General features: G+C 69.0%; 24 protein-coding genes and 2 tRNA genes. 3 read left to right on the top strand and 23 right to left on the bottom strand.

Features of this window, described 5'->3' with window-relative positions:
* Positions 1-57: 57 nt before the first annotated feature.
* The 10 genes from MWM08_RS16760 to ffh all read right to left on the bottom strand — a co-directional run bounded on the left by MWM08_RS16760 (position 58) and on the right by ffh (position 7,125).
* A tRNA-Arg gene (locus MWM08_RS16760) sits at positions 58-134 on the bottom strand.
* 26 nt (positions 135-160) lie between these two features.
* Positions 161-237, bottom strand: a tRNA-Arg gene (locus tag MWM08_RS16765).
* A gap of 97 nt (positions 238-334) precedes the next feature.
* Positions 335-1,450: a 3-isopropylmalate dehydrogenase gene (leuB, locus tag MWM08_RS16770; protein WP_244407647.1), complete on the bottom strand. Its 1,116-nt coding sequence runs from the start codon at positions 1,448-1,450 to the stop codon at positions 335-337.
* 66 nt (positions 1,451-1,516) lie between these two features.
* Positions 1,517-2,128 (bottom strand): 3-isopropylmalate dehydratase small subunit, encoded by a 612-nt coding sequence (gene leuD / locus MWM08_RS16775; RefSeq protein ID WP_244407649.1) that lies wholly within the window; start codon positions 2,126-2,128, stop codon positions 1,517-1,519.
* Positions 2,128-3,558 (bottom strand): 3-isopropylmalate dehydratase large subunit, encoded by a 1,431-nt coding sequence (leuC, locus tag MWM08_RS16780; protein WP_244407650.1) that lies wholly within the window; start codon positions 3,556-3,558, stop codon positions 2,128-2,130. Before leuC ends, leuD begins: the two co-directional genes overlap by 1 nt.
* Positions 3,559-3,617: 59 nt before the next feature.
* Positions 3,618-4,031: a 50S ribosomal protein L19 gene (gene rplS / locus MWM08_RS16785; RefSeq protein ID WP_244407652.1), complete on the bottom strand. Its 414-nt coding sequence runs from the start codon at positions 4,029-4,031 to the stop codon at positions 3,618-3,620.
* 25 nt (positions 4,032-4,056) lie between these two features.
* Positions 4,057-4,860, bottom strand: coding sequence for a tRNA (guanosine(37)-N1)-methyltransferase TrmD (gene trmD / locus MWM08_RS16790; protein WP_255751350.1), 804 nt, complete (start codon positions 4,858-4,860; stop codon positions 4,057-4,059).
* Positions 4,857-5,354: a ribosome maturation factor RimM gene (gene rimM / locus MWM08_RS16795; RefSeq protein ID WP_423816051.1), complete on the bottom strand. Its 498-nt coding sequence runs from the start codon at positions 5,352-5,354 to the stop codon at positions 4,857-4,859. The genes trmD and rimM overlap by 4 nt, the downstream gene beginning before the upstream one ends.
* A 25-nt stretch (positions 5,355-5,379) precedes the next feature.
* Positions 5,380-5,715, bottom strand: a complete 336-nt coding sequence (gene rpsP / locus MWM08_RS16800; RefSeq protein WP_230166649.1) for a 30S ribosomal protein S16 — start codon at positions 5,713-5,715, stop codon at positions 5,380-5,382.
* Positions 5,716-5,739: 24 nt separating this feature from the next.
* On the bottom strand, positions 5,740-7,125 hold the full coding sequence (gene ffh, locus MWM08_RS16805; protein ID WP_244407656.1) for a signal recognition particle protein: 1,386 nt from the start codon (positions 7,123-7,125) through the stop codon (positions 5,740-5,742).
* Between the two features lie 294 nt (positions 7,126-7,419).
* Between ffh and MWM08_RS16810 the strand changes: the two genes are divergently transcribed.
* Positions 7,420-8,346: a cation diffusion facilitator family transporter gene (locus MWM08_RS16810; protein ID WP_244407657.1), complete on the top strand. Its 927-nt coding sequence runs from the start codon at positions 7,420-7,422 to the stop codon at positions 8,344-8,346.
* Positions 8,347-8,400: 54 nt separating this feature from the next.
* On the opposite strand, the gene infC is transcribed toward MWM08_RS16810, so the two are convergent.
* The 4 genes from infC to MWM08_RS16830 form a co-directional block, all read right to left on the bottom strand.
* Positions 8,401-8,925: a translation initiation factor IF-3 gene (gene infC / locus MWM08_RS16815; protein WP_244407658.1), complete on the bottom strand. Its 525-nt coding sequence runs from the start codon at positions 8,923-8,925 to the stop codon at positions 8,401-8,403.
* A gap of 140 nt (positions 8,926-9,065) precedes the next feature.
* Positions 9,066-11,000, bottom strand: coding sequence for a threonine--tRNA ligase (gene thrS / locus MWM08_RS16820; protein WP_244407659.1), 1,935 nt, complete (start codon positions 10,998-11,000; stop codon positions 9,066-9,068).
* A 61-nt stretch (positions 11,001-11,061) separates the two neighbouring features.
* Positions 11,062-11,967: a glycosyltransferase family 9 protein gene (locus MWM08_RS16825; protein ID WP_244407660.1), complete on the bottom strand. Its 906-nt coding sequence runs from the start codon at positions 11,965-11,967 to the stop codon at positions 11,062-11,064.
* Positions 11,967-13,076, bottom strand: coding sequence for a glycosyltransferase family 4 protein (locus MWM08_RS16830; RefSeq protein WP_244407661.1), 1,110 nt, complete (start codon positions 13,074-13,076; stop codon positions 11,967-11,969). Before MWM08_RS16830 ends, MWM08_RS16825 begins: the two co-directional genes overlap by 1 nt.
* A gap of 43 nt (positions 13,077-13,119) precedes the next feature.
* Between MWM08_RS16830 and MWM08_RS16835 the strand changes: the two genes are divergently transcribed.
* Positions 13,120-13,512 (top strand): multidrug DMT transporter permease, encoded by a 393-nt coding sequence (locus MWM08_RS16835; RefSeq protein ID WP_244407662.1) that lies wholly within the window; start codon positions 13,120-13,122, stop codon positions 13,510-13,512.
* A gap of 10 nt (positions 13,513-13,522) precedes the next feature.
* Here MWM08_RS16835 and MWM08_RS16840 read toward each other — a convergent pair whose 3' ends face one another.
* Genes MWM08_RS16840 through MWM08_RS16850 form a run of 3 tightly spaced genes read right to left on the bottom strand, consistent with a single transcriptional unit; the run spans position 13,523 to position 15,620 of the window.
* Positions 13,523-14,317, bottom strand: coding sequence for an N-acyl homoserine lactonase family protein (locus MWM08_RS16840; RefSeq protein WP_244407663.1), 795 nt, complete (start codon positions 14,315-14,317; stop codon positions 13,523-13,525).
* Entirely contained in the window at positions 14,314-15,222 is a 909-nt protein-coding gene (locus MWM08_RS16845; RefSeq protein WP_244407664.1) for an NAD(P)-dependent oxidoreductase, read from the bottom strand. Before MWM08_RS16845 ends, MWM08_RS16840 begins: the two co-directional genes overlap by 4 nt.
* A complete protein-coding gene (locus MWM08_RS16850; RefSeq protein WP_211869430.1) occupies positions 15,222-15,620 on the bottom strand; it encodes a carboxymuconolactone decarboxylase family protein in 399 nt (132 codons plus the stop codon). Before MWM08_RS16850 ends, MWM08_RS16845 begins: the two co-directional genes overlap by 1 nt.
* 76 nt (positions 15,621-15,696) lie before the next feature.
* On the opposite strand from MWM08_RS16850, the gene MWM08_RS16855 reads away from it, so the two are divergent.
* A complete protein-coding gene (locus MWM08_RS16855) occupies positions 15,697-16,581 on the top strand; it encodes an alpha/beta fold hydrolase (protein ID WP_244407665.1) in 885 nt (294 codons plus the stop codon).
* A 42-nt stretch (positions 16,582-16,623) separates the two neighbouring features.
* On the opposite strand, the gene MWM08_RS16860 is transcribed toward MWM08_RS16855, so the two are convergent.
* From MWM08_RS16860 to MWM08_RS16885, 6 genes are all read right to left on the bottom strand, one after another.
* Positions 16,624-17,148 (bottom strand): DinB family protein, encoded by a 525-nt coding sequence (locus MWM08_RS16860; protein WP_244407666.1) that lies wholly within the window; start codon positions 17,146-17,148, stop codon positions 16,624-16,626.
* A gap of 17 nt (positions 17,149-17,165) precedes the next feature.
* Complete coding sequence (locus MWM08_RS16865; protein ID WP_244407667.1) at positions 17,166-18,167, bottom strand: GNAT family N-acetyltransferase; 1,002 nt, start codon at positions 18,165-18,167, stop codon at positions 17,166-17,168.
* A 62-nt stretch (positions 18,168-18,229) separates the two neighbouring features.
* Positions 18,230-19,432 carry a pyridoxal phosphate-dependent aminotransferase gene (locus tag MWM08_RS16870; protein WP_244407668.1) on the bottom strand — a complete coding sequence of 401 codons (1,203 nt, stop codon included), beginning with the start codon at positions 19,430-19,432 and terminating at the stop codon, positions 18,230-18,232.
* Positions 19,433-19,475: 43 nt separating this feature from the next.
* Positions 19,476-19,928 carry a GNAT family N-acetyltransferase gene (locus MWM08_RS16875; protein WP_244407669.1) on the bottom strand — a complete coding sequence of 151 codons (453 nt, stop codon included), beginning with the start codon at positions 19,926-19,928 and terminating at the stop codon, positions 19,476-19,478.
* A complete protein-coding gene (locus tag MWM08_RS16880) occupies positions 19,928-21,130 on the bottom strand; it encodes a pyridoxal phosphate-dependent aminotransferase (protein WP_244407670.1) in 1,203 nt (400 codons plus the stop codon). The genes MWM08_RS16875 and MWM08_RS16880 overlap by 1 nt, the downstream gene beginning before the upstream one ends.
* Positions 21,131-21,201: 71 nt before the next feature.
* Positions 21,202-21,570 (bottom strand): hypothetical protein, encoded by a 369-nt coding sequence (locus tag MWM08_RS16885; RefSeq protein WP_244407671.1) that lies wholly within the window; start codon positions 21,568-21,570, stop codon positions 21,202-21,204.
* Between the last annotated feature and the right edge of the window lie 41 nt (positions 21,571-21,611).

The raw sequence follows: 21,611 nt of genomic DNA on the forward strand, positions 1-21,611 counted from the left end.
GGGGCGACCCGCGGTTAATTACAGGCTTGTAATTCCCGTCAGACTGGCGCAGCGCGCTGGCGCGCCCGGGAAGATTTGAACTCCCAACCCTCAGATCCGAAGTCTGATGCTCTGTCCAGTTGAGCTACGGGCGCGGCGCGAGGCGCGGCGAAGGGAAAGTTGGCGCGCCCGAAAGGATTCGAACCTCTGACCCCCAGATTCGTAGTCTGGTGCTCTATCCAGCTGAGCTACGGGCGCCCTGCCACCTCGGTGGCGAGGCCGGGGAGATAGCGGAGGCCGCGCAGGCGCGCAACCCCCGTATCGCCATGCAGCTGCGCGATGCGCGCAGGGCTTGTCAGGCGGCGAGCTTGTCGAGCTCGCGCACCACCGCTTCGCCCATCACCGACGTGCCCACGCGCGCCATGCCCGGCTGCATGATGTCGGCCGTACGAAGGCCACCGGCGAGCACCTTGCCCACCGCGTTCTCAACCAGCACCGCGTCGTCCTCCATGCCGAAGGACCATCGCAGCAGCATCGCGAAGGACAGGATCTGCGCGAGCGGATTGGCGATGCCCTTGCCCGCGATGTCGGGCGCGGAGCCATGGATCGGTTCGTACAGCGCGTGGCGCTTGCCGGTGACCGGGTCGACGGCGCCGAGCGTGGCCGAAGGCAGCATGCCGAGCGAGCCGGTCAGCGCCGCCGCCAGGTCCGACAGCACGTCGCCGAACAGGTTGCTGCCGAGGATCACGTCGAACTGCTTGGGGCGCGCGCACAGCTGCATGGCGCAGTTGTCGGCGTACATGTTCTCGAGCTCGATGTCGGCGTATTCGGCCTTGTGGATCTCGCCCACCACGGCGCGCCACAGGCGGCCGGACTGCATGACGTTGGCCTTCTCGACGCTGGTCACCTTCTTGCGGCGGCCACGCGCCAAGTCGAAGGCGACGCGCGCGACGCGGGCGATTTCGTCCTCGTGGTACACGTCGGTGTCGAAGCCACGGCGCTTGCCGTCGGGCAGGATCTCGATTCCGCGGGGCTCACCGAAATAGACGCCGCCGGTCGATTCGCGTACCACCATGATGTCGACGCCGCGCACGATGTCGGGCTTGAGCGAGGAGGCTTCCACCAGCGGATCAAGCACCACCGCCGGACGCAGGTTGGCGAACAGGCCGAGATCCTTGCGCAGGCGCAGCACGCCGAGTTCGGGGCGCTTTTCGAAGGGCAGGCCGTCCCACTTGGGGCCGCCGACAGAACCGAACAGCACGGCGTCGGCAGCCTTTGCACTGGCCACCGTCTCGTCCGAGCAGGGCATGCCCTCGGCGTCGATCGCCGAGCCACCGACCAGGCGTTCCTCGATCTCGAAGGAGACGGCGCGGCGGCGATCCATCCAGTCGATGACGCGGCGGACTTCGCGCATCACCTCGGGACCGATCCCGTCACCGGGCAGAATGAGAAGCTTCTTGTTCGACGGCATGGTCGGGGACGTCTCCTGCAGTGTCGGGAGACGCCCCGGGCGGGCCTGCCTCCCGGGGGATTCAGGTCAGGCGTAGAGCCAGGGTTGCGCGGCCTTCTGCCGTGCCTCGAAGCTGTCGATGGCGGGCGCGTGCTGCATGGTCTGGCCGATATCGTCCAGGCCATTGAGCATCAGGTGGCGGCGCAGCGGGTCGATCTTGAACGGGATTTCCTCGCCGTTCGGGCGCACCACCACTTCGCGTTCCAGGTCGACGGTGATGCGGGCATTCGCACCCAGCTTCGCGTCCTCCATAAGCTGCGCGCAGACTTCCTTCGGAAGCCGCACCGGCAGGACGCCGTTCTTGAAGCAGTTGTTGTGGAAGATGTCGGCGAAGTCGGGCGCGATGACGCAGCGAATGCCAAAATCGAGCAGCGCCCAGGGCGCGTGTTCGCGCGAGGATCCACAGCCGAAATTCTCGAAGGCGATCAGGACCTCGGCCTTGCGGTAGGGCTCCTGGTTGAGCACGAAGTCGGGGTTTTCGCTGCCGTCTTCCTTGTAGCGGAAGTTGGCGAACAGGTTCTTCCCGAAGCCCGAGCGGCTGATCGACTTCAGAAAGCGCGCCGGGATGATCTGGTCGGTGTCGACATTCGCCTTGGGCAGCGGCGCCGCCACGCCGGTCAGGGTGGTGAAAGCCCGCATCACAGCGCTTCCTTCGGCTGGTAGTCGCGCACATCGGCCAGGTGGCCGGCGACCGCTGCGGCCGCGGCCATGGCGGGGCTCAGCAGGTGCGTGCGCCCGCCGGGGCCCTGGCGGCCTTCGAAGTTGCGGTTCGACGTGCTGGCCGAACGCTGGCCGGGCGTGAGCTTGTCCGGATTCATGCCGAGGCACATGGAACACCCCGCCTCGCGCCATTCGAAGCCGGCTTCCTTGAGGATCCGGTCGAGGCCCTCAGCCTCCGCGGCCTTCTTCACCAGGCCCGAGCCCGGCACGACCATGGCGCGCACGCCGTCGGCCACGCGGCGGCCCTTGGCGATGGCGGCGGCGGCGCGGATGTCCTCGATGCGGCTGTTGGTGCAGGAGCCGATGAAGACGACATCGACCTTTAGGTCGGTCAGCTTCTGGCCGGGTGTCAGGCCCATGTACTGGACCATGCGTTCCATCTGCGCGCGCTTCGCTTCATCCGCCGTGTCGGCGGGGTTCGGCACGACGCCGGTGATGGGCAGCACCGCTTCGGGGTTCGTGCCCCAGGTGACCTGCGGCGCGATCTCATGCGCATCCAGGCGGATCTCGGTGTCGAAATGCGCGCCGGCGTCGGTCGGCAGCGTCTTCCACCATTCCATGGCGCGCGCCAGCGCCGCACCCTTCGGCCCGTTCGGTGTGCGCGCGATGTAGTCGTAGGTCGTCTGGTCGGGGGCCACCATGCCGGCGCGGGCACCGCCCTCGATGGTCATGTTGCACACGGTCATGCGCCCGGCCATGTCCAGCGCGCGGATTGCATCGCCGGCATATTCGATGACATGCCCGGTACCACCCGCCGTGCCGATGCGCCCGATGATGGCCAGCACGATGTCCTTGCCCGAACACCCGAAGGCCAGGTTGCCATCGACGCTGATGCGCATGTTCTTGGCCGGCTTCTGCAGCAGCGTTTGCGTCGCGAGCACGTGCTCGACCTCGCTGGTGCCGATGCCGAAGGCCAGCGCGCCCATCGCGCCATGCGTGCTGGTGTGGCTGTCGCCACACACGATGGTCATGCCCGGCAGCGAACGGCCAAGCTCCGGCCCGATCACGTGCACGATGCCCTGGCGTTCATCGAGTAGCGGGATCAGCGGCATGCCGAATTCGGCGGCATTCTTCTCAAGCGTCGCGACCTGCAGCGCGCTCTCGGGATCGACGATGCCGGTGTAGCGGGAGCTGTCGGTCGCGATGTTGTGGTCGATGACGCCCAGCGTCGCTTCCGGGCGGCGGATACCGCGCCCGGCCGCGCGCAGCCCGTCGAAGGCCTGCGGCGTGGTGACCTCATGCGTCAGGTGAAGGTCGATGTAGAGCAGCGCCGTGCCGTCGGGCAGCGTCTCGACGACATGCGCGTCCCAGATCTTGTCGAACAGCGTGCGTGGCTTCTGCGCCGACATCGGTTTCCCCCGGTATTCGATCATGGGGTGCTGCGCGCGGCAGCACCCCGGCAGTGGCGTCAGGCTTCGGTCGCGGCAGCCGGTGCGGCGGCGGCGGTCGCGGCGGTCGGCTTCATGCCAAGCTTCTCGGCGATGCGCGCCGACTTGCCGGTGCGGCCACGCAGGTAATAGAGCTTCGCGCGACGCACCTTGCCGCGGCGGACCACCACGATCTCCGCCACGTTCGGGGAGTGCAGCGGGAACACGCGCTCCACGCCCTCGCCATAGGACAGCTTGCGGACCGTGAAGTTGCTCTGCAGGCCCTTGTTGGAGCGCGCGATCACCACGCCCTCATAGGCCTGGGTGCGGATGCGCTCGCCTTCCTGCACGCGCACCATGACGCGGACGGTGTCGCCGGGCGCGAAGTCGGGCGTCGCGCGGGCGGCGGTGAGGCGGGAGAGCTGCTCGGCCTCGAACTGCTGCAGCAGGTTCATGACGGTATCCTTTCGTGGGCTTCGTTTAGGCGGCGGCGGGGTGGCCGTCCATGCCCCCCGCGCCGCGCTGTTTCGCTTCATGCCGGGCCCAGAGGTCGGGCCGGCGTTCCTGGGTGATCCGTTCGCTCTCGGCGCGGCGCCAGCGCGCGATCTCGGCGTGGTGGCCCGAGAGCAGCACCGGCGGAATGGCGCGGCCCTGCCAGTCGGCCGGGCGCGTATAGTGCGGGTATTCCAGCAGGCCGTCGGCGCCGTGGCTTTCCTCGGCCGCGCTGTCGGCCGCGCCCATCACGCCAGGCAGCAGCCGCACGCAGGCATCGAGCAACACCAGCGCCGCCGTCTCGCCCCCGCTGAGCACGTAGTCGCCGATCGACAGCTCGACCATGCCGCGCGCCTCGATCACGCGCTGGTCGATGCCCTCGAACCGGCCACACAGCAGCACGCAGCCGGGGCCCGCCGACAGCGCCCGCACCTTGGCCTGGTCGAGCAGGCGGCCCCTCGGTGTCAGGCAGATCAGCGGACGCGCATCGCCAGGTCCCATGACGCCCCCGATGGCCGCATCCAGGACATCCGGACGCAGCACCATCCCGGCGCCACCGCCGGCGGGCGTGTCGTCCACGCTGCGATGGCGGTCGGTTGCGAAGGCGCGGATATCGGTCGCTTCCAGCGACCAGCGCCCGTCGTGCAGCGCGCGGCCCGCGAGGGACAGGCCCAGCGGTCCGGGAAACATGTCCGGGTAGAGCGTGAGGACCGAGGCGTGCCAACGGTTGCCCGGCAGAGTGTCGCCTTCGGTGCTCGGCGCCGGCGCCCAGTTGCGATCCGACGGGATCATGCCGCGTCCTCCTGGCCCGGCCGAACGAGTATCTCCTCGGGCGGCACCACCGTGACGCGGCCGGCGGCGATATCCACCACCGGCACTACCGCGCGGGTGAAGGGCAGCAGGTGCTCGCGCGACGCACCCTCGATGATGAGAAACGCGCCGGCGCCGTGGTCCTCGACCGCACGGATGCGGCCCAGGGCCTCGCCGTCCTGCGTCACGGCCGACAGGCCGATCAGGTCCACCAGGTAGAACTCGTCGTCTTCCGGCGGCGGCAGGCGGTCGCGATCTACATACAGCTTCGTGCCGGTCAGGCGCTGCGCGGCGTCACGGTCCGTCACGCCGTCCACCGCGGCGATGTCGCCGCCCTTCAGCGTGATGGCGTAGCGCTTCGCGCCGTCCGCATCGGTCAGCGGCGAATAGGCGGCGATGGCGGCAGGGTCCTCGGTGAAGGCGCGCAGGCGCACGAGGCCGCGCACGCCATGCGGCCTGCCGATCTCGCCCACCATCACGCGCCTGCCCGCCACGGAAGAATCAGCCCGCCGCGGCGGCCGCGGCGCGTTCCTGCGCCTTCTTCTTCGGCGCGGACTGCTTCGGCTGCTCGCGGAACACCGGCATCGGCGCCAGGCCGGCCTTGCCGAGGAACTTCGCCACGCGATCGGTAGCGACCGCGCCCTGGCTCAGCCAATGCGTGATGCGTTCGTCCTTGAGGCGGATGCGCTCGGCGTGCTCGGCCGGCAGCATGGGGTTGTAGGAGCCCACGGCCTCGATGAAGCGGCCATCGCGCGGCGAACGGCTGTCGGCCACCACGATGTGGTAGTAGGGGCGCTTCTTCGCACCGGCGCGGGCAAGGCGGATCTTGAGGCCCATGAGGCTTCCTTTCGTCGTCTATCTCTAGAAGGGTCGTTTGTTTCCGGCACCCGGGAGAAGCGCGGCAAGCCCGCCACGCATCAGCCCCTTCTGGCCGATCTTGTTCATCCGCTTCATCATCGCGGACATGTCGTCGAACTGCTTGAGCAGCTTGTTCACCTCCTGAACGGAGGTGCCCGAGCCCGCGGCGATGCGCTTCTTGCGGGACGCCTTCAGGATTTCGGGCGTGCGCCGTTCGCGGGGCGTCATGGAGCTGATGATCGCGGCCTGGCGCCCCAGGATGCTCGTGTCCAGGTTCGCGTCGTTGAGCTGCTGCTTGATCTTGCCCACGCCCGGCAGCATCCCGAGGATACCCTGCAGGCTGCCCATCTTGCCGATCTGCTTCAGCTGGTTCGCGTAGTCCTCCAGCGTGAACTGGCCCTTCTGCATACGGGCCGCGAGCTTCTCGGCCTCCGCCTGGTCGATGTTCGCCGCGGCCTTCTCGACGAGCGAGACGATGTCGCCCATGCCGAGGATGCGCGAGGCGATGCGATCCGGGTGGAAGTCTTCCAGCGCATCGAGCTTCTCGCCCGCGCCGAGCAGCTTGATCGGCGCGCCGGTGACCGCGCGCATGGACAAGGCCGCACCGCCGCGCGCATCGCCGTCGATGCGCGTCATGACGATGCCGGTCACGCCCACCTTGTCCTGGAACGCCTTGGCGGTATTGACCGCGTCCTGGCCGGTCATGGCATCGACCACCAGCAGCGTCTCGTGCGGGTTGGTGGCGAGCTTGACCTGCGCCACCTCCTCCATCAGCGCCTCGTCGATCGCGAGGCGGCCGGCGGTGTCGAGCACCACCACGTCGTAAAGTTCGCGCCGCGCCACATCCATCGCGCGCATCGCGATCTGCATGGGCGACTGGCCAGCGATGATGGGAAGCGACGTAACCTCGGCCTGCGTGGCCAGCGTGGCCAGCTGCAGCTGCGCCGCCGGGCGGTGCACGTCGAGCGAGGCGAGCAGGACCTTCTTGCGGTCCTTCGTGCGCAGGCGCAGCGCGATCTTGCCCGACGTCGTGGTCTTGCCCGAGCCCTGCAGGCCGACCATCAGGATCGGCACCGGCGCGGCAGCGTTCAGGTCGATGCCGCGCTTGCCGTCATCGCCCTCGCCACCGCCGAGCGCTTCGACCAGCGCGTCGTTGACGATCTTGATGACCTGCTGGGCGGGGGAGACGGAGCGGATGACCTCCTGCCCCACGGCGCGCTCGCGAACCTTGTTGACTAGGTCGCGCACGACTGGGAGCGCGACGTCGGCCTCCAGCAGCGCGACGCGGACTTCGCGCAGCGCTTCCGTCACGTCGGCTTCCGACAGCGCGCCGCGGCGGCGCAACCGGTCGAAGACCCCGTTCAGCTTGCCAGAGAGTGCCTCGAACATCGGGCGGTCCGTTCAGTCCTTCATCGCGCGCTATGGCCCACCCCAAACGCATTTGCGCCGCTGCGCGAGTCTTCGCGGAGCGGCGGAGCCCACCCCGTGATAGGGCGGGCCGGTGGTTCGGGATGAACCTCGACGCGAGGCTCCTAGCGCCGCCGCCCCGCCGGGTCAAGAAAAGCCCGCGTCGGACCGGTCCTGTCTCGGGGCCGCCCTCCCGCGCAATGCGTGTTTCGTCGCCCGAGACGGCACGGTGGTGTATCGCCTTCCCCATTCCCATTCCTGGTGAAGCATCGCCCCATGCGCAATGAGCAGACCATCCTCAAGGCGTCGATCAGCGTCACCATCTGCGTCGCCGCCTTCGGCATCACGTTCGGTATCGTCTCGGGGTCGTCGGCGATCGCCTTCGACGGCGCCTATTCGCTGATGGATGCCGGCATGAGCGTCCTGGCCCTCGTGGTTGCCAGACTCATCACCGGATACGCGACGGATACCATCCGGCCGAGCCGGCTGCGCGACCGCTTTTCGGTCGGCTTCTGGCATCTCGAGCCAATCGTTCTGGGTACGAACGGCGTGCTGCTGATGGGTGTGTCGGCCTATGCCTTGATCACCGCGATCGGCAAGGTCCTTGCCGGAGGGAATACGCTGGTCTTCGACTACGCGATCATCTACGCGGTCGTGACGCTGCTGGCGTGCCTTGCAATGGCCAGCATGGGGCGCTGGGCGAACCGGACGATACGCTCGGAGTTCATCGCCCTCGATGTCACCGCGTGGCTCATGTCCGCCGGGATTACGGCCGCATTGTTGGTCGCCTTCGTCGCCGGCCAGATGATCGAGGGAACGCGGCTGGATTGGCTGACGCCCTACATAGACCCGGCGGTTCTGGCGGTGGTCTGTCTGGTGCTGATCCCCATGCCGATTCCGACCGTGAGGCGCGCCCTGTCCGATATCCTGCTGATGACACCCGAGACGCTAAAGGCGCATGTCGACGCCGTCGCGGCTGGCGTTGTGGCCCGACAGGGGTTCCTGTCCTACCGGGCTTATGTCGCCAAGGTGGGACGATCGACCCAGATCGAGATCTATTTCATCGTCCCGCCCGGTGCGCCTCCCAGGTCAATCGAGGACTGGGATTCCTTGCGCGACGAAATCGGCGAGGCGATCGGGGATGAGAGCCCCAACCGTTGGCTGACCATCGTCTTCACGGCGGATGCGGAATGGGCCGATTGACACGCCGGCCCCTGCGTAGCCGCCGGCGCATGCACCGGGCCGGCCGCAAGATCGCTACTTCGGCGCCAACACCATGATCATCTGCCGGTTCTCCAACCGCGGAAACTGCTCGACCTTCGTGGTCTCCGCCAGTTCCCCCCGGATCCGGTCCAGCACCTTCACGCCCAGGTCCTGGTGCGCCATCTCGCGCCCGCGGAACCGCAGCGTCACCTTCACCTTGTCGCCTTCCGAGATGAAGCCCTTCATCTGGCGCATCTTCACGTCGTAGTCGTGGTCGTCGATATTCGGACGGACCTTGATTTCCTTGATCTCGACGACCTTCTGCTTCTTGCGCGCCTCGTTGGCCTTCTTCTGCTGCTCGTACTTGTACTTGCCATAGTCGAGGATCTTGCAGACAGGCGGCACGGCGTTGGGCGAGATCTCGACCAGGTCGAGGCCGACGTCGTAGGCGCGGATCAGCGCCTCGCGGGCGGTCATCACGCCCTGCATCTCGCCGTCCTGGTCGATCAGGCGCACCTGCGGCACGCGGATGTCGTCGTTGATGCGCGGGCCGTCCTTGGAAGGCGGCGTCGCGGGCATTGGGCCACGAGCTATGGTCGTCTCCTGTCGTCGTTGAACCGGTAGAAGCGGGCTTTATGGAACGGCGATCACGGCGCCGCAACCGGCATTGCCATCGCCATGCCGCATTTGTTGCCCGCGTGCCTTGATTACAAGCAGGCTCAGCGCGCCAGGTCGGGCGGGGTGGCCTCGGCCGCCAGGCTCGCCGCCGCCTCGGCCAGCGGCAGCGTGACCTGTTCGCGCCCGGGCAGGCGGCGCAGCACCAACGACCGTTCCTCCGCCTCCCGCCGGCCGATCACGACCAGGACCGGCACGCGCTGCTCGATGTGGTCGACCACCTTGCGGTTGATCTTCTCATTACGCAGGTCGGTCTCGACCCGCAGCCCGGCGGCGCGCAGGGCGGCGGCGGCTTCCTCGGCAAAGGGCGCAGCCTCGTCGACGATGGTCGCGACCACCACCTGCACCGGCGCCAGCCACAACGGGAATCGCCCGGCGTACTGCTCGATCAGGATGCCGAGGAAGCGCTCGAACGACCCCAGTATCGCGCGGTGCAGCATGACCGGTCGCTTCCGCCCGCCATCCTCGGCCACGTATTGCGCGTCGAGCCGTTCCGGCAGCACGAAATCCACCTGGAAGGTGCCGCATTGCCAATCGCGGCCGATCGCATCCCGCAGCACGAATTCCAGCTTCGGGCCGTAGAAGGCGCCCTCACCCGGGTTCATCTCGTATTCCACGCCGGCGATCTTGCAGGCCTCGTGCAGCGCGCCCTCGGCGCGGTCCCAGATGCCGTCATCGCCTGCGCGCTGTTCCGGGCGGTCGGAGAACTTCACGCGGAAGCTCTCGAAGCCCAGGTCGCGATAGACGGACGAAAGAAGTTCCGTGAAGCGCACCGCCTCGGCGGCGATCTGGTGCTCCTCGCAGAAGATATGCGCGTCGTCCTGCGTGAAGGCGCGCACGCGCATGATGCCGTGCAGCGCGCCCGAGGGTTCGTAGCGATGACAGGCGCCGAACTCCGCCATCCGCAGCGGCAATTCGCGGTACGAGCGGAGGCCCTGGTTGAAGATCAGCACATGGCAAGGGCAGTTCATCGGCTTCAGCGCGAGGGCGCGATGCGCCTCGTCCTGGTCCTCCACCGTCGCCATGAACATGTTCTTGCGGTAGTTCTCCCAGTGACCGGACGCCTCCCACAGGCGGCGGTCCAGCACCTGGGGCGTCTTCACCTCCTGGTACGCGCCTTCATCCAGGCGGCGGCGCATGTAGTCCTCGACCGTGCGGTACAGCTTCCAGCCTTTGGGGTGCCAGAAGACCGAACCGACCGCAGCTTCCTCGAGATGGAACAGCCCCATCTCCTTGCCGATCTTGCGGTGGTCGCGCTTCTCCGCTTCCTCAATCTGGAGCAGATACGCGTCGAGTTCCTTCTGGTCGCGCCAGGCCGTGCCGTAGATGCGGCTGAGCATCGCGTTGCGGTGGTCGCCACGCCAATAGGCACCGGCCACCTTCATCAGCTTGAACGCGGTGCCGACATCGCCCGTGCCGCGCATATGCGGGCCGCGGCACAGGTCCACCCAGTCGCCCTGCTTGTAGAGGGTGATGGTCTCGCCCTGCGGGAGGTCCTGGATCAGCTCGACCTTGTATTTCTCGCCCTTCTCGGCGAACAGCGCGATGGCTTCGTGACGCGACGTCACGATGCGTTCGAACGATGCGTTGCGCTGGATGATCTCGCGCATCTTCGCCTCGATCGCGCCGAAGTCCTCCGGCGTGAAGGGCTCGTTGCGGGCGAAGTCGTAGTAGAAGCCGTTCTCGATCGACGGGCCGATCGTCACCTGCGTGCCGGGATACAGCGCCTGGACCGCCTCGGCGAGCACATGCGCCGTGTCGTGACGGATCAGGTCCAGTGCTTCGGGGTCGCGGCGCGTGATGAAGCGCACGGAGGCATCGGCTTCGATCGGGCGCGACAAATCCATCAGCGCGCCATCCACCTGCATGGCCAGCGCCGCCTTCGCCAGGCCCGGCCCGATCGCTTGCGCGATGGCGGTGCCCGTCACCGGCCCATCGAAGGACCGGACGGAACCATCGGGCAGGGTGATCGCGGGCATCGGACAGGCGTCTCCAGGGTCGGAAATGGGCCGCGGACCATGGGGACGGCGCCGCGCCGGGTCAAGTCAGGCGGGCGACTTCGACGCGCACGGCCGTGGGCTCCAGCCCCGCCAGGGGCAGGTGCCGCAGCCATGCCGCCCGCGGCCCGCGCGGGGCACACAGCGCCGGGTCGCTGTCGTCCCCGAACAGCGCCAGGGTCGGGCAGCCGCAGGCGGCCAGCAGGTGCGTGGGCCCGGTATCGTTGCCCACCGCGAAGTCCGCGCGCCGCGCCAGCGCGCCGATCTCGGCAAAGGACGTGCGGCCGGTCAGGTCGATCGCCGTCGGCGCCGCGGCGCGGATGCTGGCGGCCAGCGGAGCCTCCGCCGGCCCGCCCAGCACCACCGCCGGAAGGTCGAGCCCGGCCGCGAGCGCCCCGAAGCGTTCCGCCGGCCAGCGCTTGGCCGGACGGCCTGGCGAGGCGCCGGGCACCAGCAGGCAGAACCGCTCCGGCAGCCCTAAGTGCGCCACATCGGCATCGAGCCAGCCGAGCTCGGGCGCGGGAAAGTCTCGGATACCGGCCATCTCCAATTGCTCGCGCTGGCGGTCCACCGTGTGCATCGCGTCCCGCGCCGGGTTGGCATGCGGGTGCGACGCGCCGGCCGCGATCCCGGACCATTCCGCGCGCCGCCCCACGAACCAGCGGTATCGCGATGACCGCGACGAGGTCTGCAGGTCATACACCCGGTCGAACCGCGCCGCGTGCAGCCGCCGCGCCAGGCGCAGCACGGAAGGGACGTCGGTCCAGTCCGGCCGGCCATCCTCCATCACCTCGTCGAACCAGGGCGACAGGCGCGCGAGCGGCGCATAGGGCTTCGTCGTCAGCAGGGTGATGTGCGCATCCGGATGATGCGCGCGGATCGCCGCGAAGGGGCCGAAGGCCTGCGCGAAATCCCCCAGCGCCGCCAGCTTGATGACCAGCACGCGCATCACAACAGCTCGCGATAGACGGTGAGCGTGGCCGCCTGCATGCGCGCGGTGGTGTAGCCGGCGAGCACCGCGGCGCGGGCGCGGTCGCCCATCGCCTCGCGGGCCTGCACAGGCATGGCAAGCACGCGCGCGATAGCGCCCGCCAGTGCGGCGGCGTCGCCAGGTGGCACGCGCCATCCGGTGATGCCTTCCTCCACCGTCTCGCGCGGGGCGCCGAGGTCGCTTGCAATCACGCAGCGGCGCATCGCCTGCGCCTCGATCACGGTGCGGCCGAAGGCCTCGGCATCGGTCGAGGCATGCACCACCACATCGGCCAGCAGCAGGGCCGCGGGCATGTCGTCGGCATGGCCGACCAGGCGGACGCGATCCTGCAGGCCGAGTGCCGCGATTCGCGCACGCAATTCATCGACAAAGCCGGCGCGGCCCTGCGCATCACCCACCAGCAGCGCCAGCGCATCACCCGGCAGGCGGGCCATCGCCTCGAGCAGCACGCCCTGCCCTTTCCAGCGCGTGACGCGGCCGGGCAGCATGACCACCGGGCGTGCCTCCGGCACCGTCCAGGCGCCGCGCAGCGCGGCGACGCGGCCCGGGTCCACGCGCGCCGGGTCGAAGGCCGCCTCCTCCACGCCGCGCGGAATGATACGGATGCGCGCGGGGTCGGTGCCATGGCGCGCCCGCAGGTGGTCAGCGATGAAATGGCTGATCGCGATGACCCGTTCGCCCCGCGCCATGACGGAGTTGTACAGCCGCTTGCCCGGCAATCCCTCGTTGTACGTACCGTGATAGGTGGTCACGAAATGCGCGCCCGTCCGCCGTGCCGCCAGCCAGGCCGACCAGGCCGGCGCGCGGGAGCGGGCATGCAGGATGCCGATGCCCTCCTCGCGCACCAGCGCGGCCAGCGCGCCGGCATTGCGCCAGATCCCGGCCGGGGACTTGGTCGCGAGCGGCAAGATCACATGCCGCGCGCCCAGCGCCTCGAGCCGCGGCACGAGCGGCCCGCCGGCCGAGGCCACAACCGCGCGCAGCCCGGCCTGCACGAGCGCATCCGCAATCTCGAGCGTGCCGCGCTCCACGCCGCCGGACCCGAGGGCCGGCAGGACCTGCAGCACGGCGGGGGGTTGGACGGTCGGCAAGGACTCACATCGCGAACGAATGACTGCCCGATTGCAGGCCTTGCGCTCTTGCGCCGGCGAAAGGCTCGACGCAAGTGTTGCGGCGATGTCGTCCTATTTCATGGCCATGATGCTGCTCTCGGGCGGCCGGTTCATCCGCGACAAGTCCGGTGCGCCCGAGATGCGCCCGGCCTCGGCTGCCTCGGACATGGTCTGGGGCATACTGGCCAAGGCCGCGTTCTGGATGTGGATCGGCCTGATCGTGTTCGGCTTCTACAAGTTCCACTGGTCGCAGCCGGTCGCGGCCATCATGGCCTCGCTGGCGGTCAATGCGCTGATCGCCATGCGCGGGCCGCAGCGCACCTGGCCCGGCCTGTCGATCCTGTTCTGCGCGGTCGGCCTGATGGCCGGGATCACCGTGCTGATCGGCTGACCCCCGCGGGTCAGCCGCGCGGCGGCAGGTGCAGCGCCACCACCTCGCCATCCTGGCCCGGCACCGGGGGGAAACGGTCGCGCACCGCCGGGTCGTGGCCGGGGATGACGCGGCTGTCGTCGCCACCCGCCAGCTTCTTTGCCGTGCGCCAGCCCGCCGCCATGGCACCCAGGTCGAAGATGATCGGGAAGGGGTTGCCCGACAGGGCATTGGCATAGAAGTGCATGGCGTCCGAGGCGATCACCACGGGCCCGCGCGCGGTCTGCACGCGCACCACCTGCAGCCCGTCGGAGTGGCCGCCGACGCGGTGCACGGACACACCCGGCGCGATCTCGGCATCGCCATCATGGAATTCCACGCGGTCGGCATAGAGCGCGCGGACCATCGCGACCACGTGCTCCGCTTCGAAGGGCATGCGGATCGCGTGGACGCACATGTGGCGGCCAACGGCGAAGTGCATCTCGCGTTCCTGCAGGTGGAAGCGCGCCGCGGGAAAGATGTTCAGGCTGCCGGCGTGGTCGTAATGCAGGTGGGTGATGATCACGTCCTGGACGCGCGTCGGGTCGGTGCCCATGGCGGTGAGGCAGTCCCCCACCGCGCGCGACAGTTTCCGCCCGCGCTTCGTGGCCAGTTCCGCATCGAAGCCGGTATCGACCACGATCTCCCGCCCCTCCGGCCCGCGCAGGAGCCAGACGTAATAGTCGAGCGGCATGGCCTCGTGCGGGTCGGACAGCGGCAGCAGATGGTTGGTCTGCGCCGTGCGGTCGTGCCGCCCGTAGCGGATGGCGTAGGCTTCCCAGGTCATGGCGCCTTGTTCCCCCCGAGTTCGGTGTGCGCGAGCTGCTCCGACAGCTTCGCCACCGCGGTGTGATCCGCGCCCGGCCCCAGCAGCGCCGCGGCCGAGGCCCACATCTCCCGGCACAGCGCGGCGAACGGCGTGGGTGTCGTGGTCTCGCGCCCGACCTCGAGCGCGATCGACAGGTCCTTCACCATCAGGTCGAGCCCGAAGCCCGCGTCGAAGCGGCGCGACAGGACGTACTCCTTGAACTTCTTTTGCGTCGAATTGTTCATGCCCGTGCTGGCGTTCAGCACATCGACCATCTTGGCCGGGTCGAGGCCGAAACGCTGGCCGATCAGCAGCGCCTCAATCCCGATCAGGTAGCCGCCGGCGCTGACGAGGTTGTTGAGCGCCTTCATCGCCTGCCCGGCACCGATCGGCCCACAGCGATGGATGGAGGTGCCCATGGCCTTCAGCACGGCATCAGCGCGGTCGAGATCCGCTTCCGCGCCGCCCGCCATGATCGCGAGCTGCCCGGTCTTGGCACGCGGCACGCCGCCCGAGACGGGGCAGTCGACCATCGCGACCCCGTGGCCGGCCAGCATCGACGCGATCTCGCGCGTGCGGCCAGGCTGGCCGGAGGTCATGTCGATCACCAGCGTGCCTTTGGTCAGCGCGGGCAGCATGGCCTCCACCGCCTCGCCCACCTGCTTGCTGGTGGGGACGATGGTGACGACGCTGTCGGCGCCGGCCGCAGCGTCCGCGGGAGTCGCGGCGGCCTTGGCCCCGGTCTCGGCCGCGAAGGCATCCGCGCGGCCGGGCACCACGTCGCAGACCGTCACCTCGAAGCCGGCCTTCACCAGGTTGGCCGCCATCGGCCAACCCATGTTGCCGATGCCGACGAAGCCGACGCGCTTGATCGGCGCTGACATCACTTCTTCCCCGGGATCGCGCCCTCGGCGATCAGCACCTCATGCGCCGCCTTGAAGGCATCGAGGCCGGCCGGGATGCCGCAATAGGCGGTGGCGTGCAGCAGCGTCGCCTTGATCTCGTCGACCGTGATGCCGTTGTTGAGCGCGCCCTTCACATGCAGCTTGACCTCCGGGATCTTGCCCAGCGCGGTCAGCATCGCGAGGTTCAGCAGCGAGCGCGTCTTGCGGTCCAGCGTCGGGTCGCCCCAGGCCCAGCCCCAGGCCCAGGCGGTGGTGGCGCGCTGGAACGACATCATGAACTCGTCGGCCTTCGCCATCGAAGAATCGACATACTCCGGGCCGAGCACCGCGCGGCGGATCGGAAGGCCCTTGTCGAACAGCGCCTGGTCGTCGGACATGTGTTTCGCTCCCCTCGGGAATGGATATGGCGCGCAGGCTTGCGCGGTCCCGCGGGGCGGTCAACCGGAGGCGCCGATGTTCTTCGAAGGCTTCACGCTGGAATTCCACGAGGCCGCGGGCAAGCGCTTCCGCCTGCGCCGCGGCGGCGATGGCCCGCCCCTGCTCCTGCTGCACGGCAACCCGCAGACACACGCCATGTGGCACAAAGTCGCACCCGTGCTGGCGCAGCACTTCAGCGTGGTGTGTCCGGACCTCACGGGCTACGGCTTCTCGCACAAGCCGGCGGTCAGTGAGGACCATGCGCCGTACGCCAAGCGCGCCATGGCGGCCGACCTGGCCGCGCTGATGGGCACGCTGGGGCACGAGCATTTCCAGGTGGTGGCGCATGACCGTGGCGCACGCGTGGCGCATCGCCTGGTACTGGACCACCCGGGGGCGGTGGAACGGCTCTGCACCATGGACATCATCCCGACGCTCGAGCATTTCGAACGCGCCGACATGGAATTCGGCATGGGCTATTGGCACTGGTTCTTCCTGGCGCAGCGCCACCCCGGGCCGGAGGCGATGATCCGCAACGACATCGAGACCTGGTTCGACTTCCACACCTCGCGCGAGCCGAAGCCGAAGGATTTCTTCCAACCCGAGGCACGCGCCGACTACCTGGCCGCGCTGCACGAACCGGGCACGATCGAGGCGATCTGCGAGGACTACCGCGCGGCCACGACCATCGACCTCGAGCACGACCGCGCCTCGCGCGATGCCGGCGTGAAGGTCACTTGCCCGCTGATGGCACTGTGGGGTGCCAAGGGCAGCCTGCCGAAATGGTACGACCCCGCGGCAATCTGGCGCAGCTATGCGGCGGGGCGTCTTGAGACGGGAGCGGTCGCTTCGGGCCACTACCTGGCGGAGGAAGCGCCCGACGACGTGCTTGCGCGCCTCGACGGCTTCCTGCGCCGGTAGGTCGCGCTCAGCCGCCGGCGCGGCGCTGCGTCGCGTTCCGTCTCACGCAAGAATCCCGGGCGCCTGCAGGTCCACAACCCAGGGCAGGTCCGTGTCGCCGGTGGCGCCGCCCGCGCGCGTCAGCAGCGCATGCACCTGGCCGCGATGATGCGTCTGGTGGTTGAAGACATGCCCTATGAGCACCCAGAGCGGCCGCGTGAGCTCCTGCCCGGCCGCCGCCGAGAACCAGGTGAGCGTGCCCGCCAGCCGCGCATCGTCGAGTCGCCCCGCCCAGTCGATGATGCGCGCGTCGGCCGCCACGCGCGCGGCCTTCAACGCGGCCCAGTCCTCGATCAGGCGCGCGCTGTCCTTGATACCGACCGAGGGCGGGTCCCAGCCGTCGAAGCGGCTCATCCAGATCGTGTCGCCCCAGACCAGGTGCGACAGCGTACCATGGATCGACCCCCAGAAAGCACCGCCATCCGCGCGCCGCGCGGCATCGCCCAACGTGTCGGCGGCGACATAGAGGCGCCGGTTCATCTCGGCATTGTAGGCCGCCATCATGCGGCACCAGGCGGGGCTGATCATGGGCGTGCCCTTCGTCGTCAGAGCGGCTTCCAGAAAAACACCGTGTCGCAGGGGCGGCGCTGCGCATCCAGTTCGAAGCCAGGGATGCGGCCGAGCCCCTGCCAGGCATCCGCGCGATACAGCGCCTCGGCCGCGCTGCCCACGCGCGTGTCGAGGCTCAGGATGGACCGCCCATGCCCGCGCGCGGCCTGTTCGGCCCGGCGCATCAGCGCACGACCGAGTCCCGCGCGCCGCGCGGCGGGATCCACCAGCAGCTTCTGGATGGCCGCGACATGCGGCTGGTTCGGCGCGGTGGCGAGGTCGAGCGTGACCGTGCCGGCCATCACGCCATCCCGCCAGGCCACCAGCAGCACGCGCGAGCCTGCCGCCACCGCCGCCGAGGTCTGCTTCCAGAAGGCGATGGCACGGTCGCGCGGCAGCGGCGGCAGGAATTCCAGCGAGGCATCCTCCGCCACGCAGGCCACCAGCAGGTCGGCGAGACGCCGCTCGGCGCTGGCGGCCGCGGCGGCGTCCAGTGCTTCGACCACCAGCCCCGTGGCAGGCTTTGCGTAGCGGAATTCGAGCGAGTTCGAGATGTCGTCCAGGATGCGGATCGACCCCTGCCGGACATAGCCGAGCTTCTCGTAGAAGCCATGCGCGCGGGTGAAGCGCGTGTCGGTCCACAGCACCAGGCGCTGCGCACCGGCGGCGCGCGCGTGGTCCTCGGCGGTGCGCAGCAGGTCGGCCGCGAGCCCGACGCCGCGCGCGGCGGCATCGACATACATGCGGCAGATCTCCCAGGCCGCGTCATCGTCGTTGAGCGGGCGGGTGCCGACCATGCCGATGACGCGCCCGCCCTGCTCCGCGGTCCAGAGAGCCCCGCCCTGCTCCCGGAAATAGGTCGCGAGCGCGCGGAGTTCCGGCACCTCGCCATCCACGTCGAGCACGCAGCCGGGGTATTCCGCCCAGCAGTCGCCGATCAGGGCGATGAAGCCCTCGGCGTCGTCGTCGCGCGCGGGGCGCAGCTCAGGCGCACCCATCCGGTTCAGACCTCCGATGCTCGGCGCCAGGGCGCCTGCGCCTTGCGGGTGATCGGCTGGGATCAAGTCAGCTCCCGGCAGAAGTCCTGGATGCGGGCGCAGGCCTCGCGAAGGCTCTCGGTGTCGGTCGCGTAGGAAATGCGCAGGTAGGGCGACATGCCATAGGCCGCGCCCTGCACCGCGGCGACGTACTTTTCCTCGAGCAGCGCCAGGGCGAAGTCGGTGTCGGTCTGGATGCGCTTGCCGCCCTTGGTGGTCTTGCCGAGGCAGCCGGCGATGTTCGGGAAGACGTAGAAGGCGCCCTCGGGCTTGTGGCAGGCGATGCCCGGGGCGGCGTTCAGCATGTCCACCACCAGGTCGCGGCGCTGCTTGTAGATGGCGGCACGCTCGGCAACGAGGTCCTGCGGGCCATCGAGTGCCGCGGCCGCGGCGGCCTGGCCGATGGTCGAAATGCCCGAGGTCGCCTGCCCCTGCATGTTCACCATCGCCTTGATCAGCGCCTTCGGCCCGCCGCAGAAGCCCACGCGCCAGCCGGTCATGGCGTAGGTCTTGGACGCGCCGTTGACCGTGAGGGTGCGGTCCTTCAGCTCGGGCGCGACCTCGGCGATCGTGCAGAATTCGAAGCCGTCATAGACAAGGTGCTCGTACATGTCGTCGGTCATGACCCAGACATGCGGGTGGCGCTTCAGCACCTCGGCGATCGCCTTCATCTCCTCACGCGAACAGGCGGCGCCGGTCGGATTGTTCGGGAAATTCAGCATCACCCACTTGGTCTTGGGCGTGATGGCCGCTTCCAGGTCCTCGGGGCGCAGCTTGAAGCCGTTGTTCTGCGGGCAGGAGACGGTGACCGGCACGCCACCGGCGACCTTCGTCATGTCGGCATAGGAGATCCAGTAGGGGGCGGGGATCACCACCTCGTCGCCCGGATCCACCGTCGCCATGAGGGCGTTGTAGATGCACTGCTTGCCGCCATTGGCGATCATGATCTCATCGAGCGCGTAGTCGATGTTGTTGTCGCGCTTGAACTTCCGCTGGACGGCTTCCTTCAGCTCCTTGGTGCCGTCCTGCGGCGGGTACTTGGTGTCGCCGGCCAGTGCCGCCTTGTGCGCCGCCTCGATCGCATGCGGCGGCGAGGCGAAATCGGGCTCGCCGGTGCCGAGGCTGATGACCTTGATGCCTTTCGCCGCGAGCTCGCGCGCCTTCATGGTCATCACGACCGAGGCGGAGAGGGAGACATCCTTCAGGCGTTCGGCAAGGGCGGGCATTGTCTGTTCCGTGTCGGTTGGTGCGTTTGGCGTTGGCGGCAACCTAGGCCGCGGGCGGCGCGCCGCCAAGGCGCGCGGGGCGTTCATAGAGCCAGTCCACGCCCTCCTCCCCCACCCTGGCGAAGCCGAGGCGTTCCCAGAAGCGGTGGGCGGGGCTGTCGCGCAGCACCTCGATGCGGATCGGCAGGTCGGGCGCGCCGGCCAGCGCGGCGGCGACCGCGGCGGCGCCGAGGCCCCGCCCCTGCGCGGCAGGTTCGACGTAGACGGAATGCAGCGCGATGTGGTCGGCCGCGTGCTCGATGCCGATGCACCCCACCCGCGCGCCGCCCTGTTCGATCACGCGCAGCGCGCCCGCGTCGAACACAGCACGCATGCGCGCCCGGCGCCGGCTCAGCAGGAAGCGGTCGAGGCGTTCGAGGTCCGCCCGCAGCACCCGCACCGAGAGGTCGAGCAGCGGCTCGAAATCCGCCTCGACCGCCGGGCGCAGGGACAGCATCACGTCATCGACGCGCAGAACTTCTGGATGCGCGTGCAGGCCTCGCGCAGCGCCTCGTCGGACGTCGCGTAGGAGATACGGAAATGCCCGGGGCTCAGGAACGCTGCGCCATGCACCGTGGCGACGCCGGCTTCCTCCAGCAGCGCGATGGTGAAGTCCTCATCGCTGTTGATGGTCTTGCCGCCGGCGGTGGTCTTGCCGATGCACCCATTCATGTCGGGGAACACGTAGAACGCGCCTTCGGGCTTGTGGCAGCGGATGCCAGGCGCCTGGTTCAGCATCTCGACCACCATGTTGCGGCGGCGCTCATACACGACGCGCATCGCCTCGATGCTCTCCTGCGGGCCGGTCAGCGCCTCGATGGCGGCGGCCTGGGAGATGCTGCTGGTGTTCGACGTGGACTGCCCCTGCAGCTTGTCCATCGCCTTGATCAGATGCACCGGCGCGCCCGCGAAGCCGATGCGCCAGCCGGTCATCGCGTACGCCTTGGAACAGCCGTTCATCGTCACCGTGCGATCGCGCAGGCGCGGTTCCACTTCGAGCACCGTGGCAGGCTTGAAGCCGTCATAGGCGAGCTTCTCGTAGATGTCGTCGGTGAACACCCACACGTCGGGGTGTCGCATCAGCACGTCGGTCAGCTGCTTCAGCTCGGCGGCGTTGTAGGCCGCGCCCGTCGGGTTGCAGGGGTTGTTCAGGATCAGCCACTTGGTCTTGGGCGTGATGGCGGCTTCCAGCTGCTCGCCGGTCATCTTGAAGCCCGCGTTCTGGCCGCATTGCACGATCACCGGCGTGCCCTCGGCCAGCTGCACGATGTCGGGATAGGACACCCAGCAGGGGGCGGGGATGATCGCTTCGTCGCCCGGGTTGATGGTGGCGACCAGCGCATCGAAGATCACCTGCTTGCCGCCGGTGGCGACCAGGATCTCCTCGGGCTTGTAGTCGAGGCCGCTGTCGCGCTTGAACTTGTCGCAGATGGCCTGGCGCAGCGCGACCGTGCCGGACACGTCGGTATACTTCGTCTCGCCACGCTCGATCGCCGCGATGGCGGCATCCTTGACGTTGCGCGGGGTGTCGAAATCGGGCTCGCCGGAGGACAGGCCGATCACGTCCTTCCCCGCGGCCTTGAGCGCGCGTGCCTTCGCCGTCATGGCGATGGTGAGCGACGGCGAGATGCGGTTCAGGCGGTCAGCGATCAGGTTCATGGCGGGCCCGGGACGTTACAGGGAAGGCGCCGGACCCTAATCCCGCGCCCCCCGGCCATCAACCCGCCGCGTCAGTTCAACCGCAGCGGGCGCAGCCCTTCATAGGTCCAGCCGTTCTCGACCAGGCAGGCGTTGCGGGCCTCGCGGCGCGGCTGGGCGTTCACGTCGACCCAGTCGAAGCGGGCCGGGACATAGCGTCCCGGGCGGTAGTCGCATTCCCGCGTGCCGTCGCGGCCGGTCCGGCAGCGGCGTTCGGGGGGCACCCAATAGCCGGCGGCGACCTGGGTCCAGACCATGGCCGGCGGCACCTGGCGCGTGGCCAGCGCGGTGCATTGCGCCTGCGCGGCGTCGGACTCGGCCTCGGTGGCGCCGGGGCGTTCCCAGCGTTCGGCGCAACCGGCAAGGAGCAGCAGCAGCAGGGCAAGGCATCGTGCGGGCATAGCCCATCATGCCATGCCCCAGCGGGCGAAGGCTCGTCGGA

This window comes from Roseomonas fluvialis (assembly GCF_022846615.1).
GTDB lineage: Bacteria > Pseudomonadota > Alphaproteobacteria > Acetobacterales > Acetobacteraceae > Neoroseomonas > Neoroseomonas fluvialis.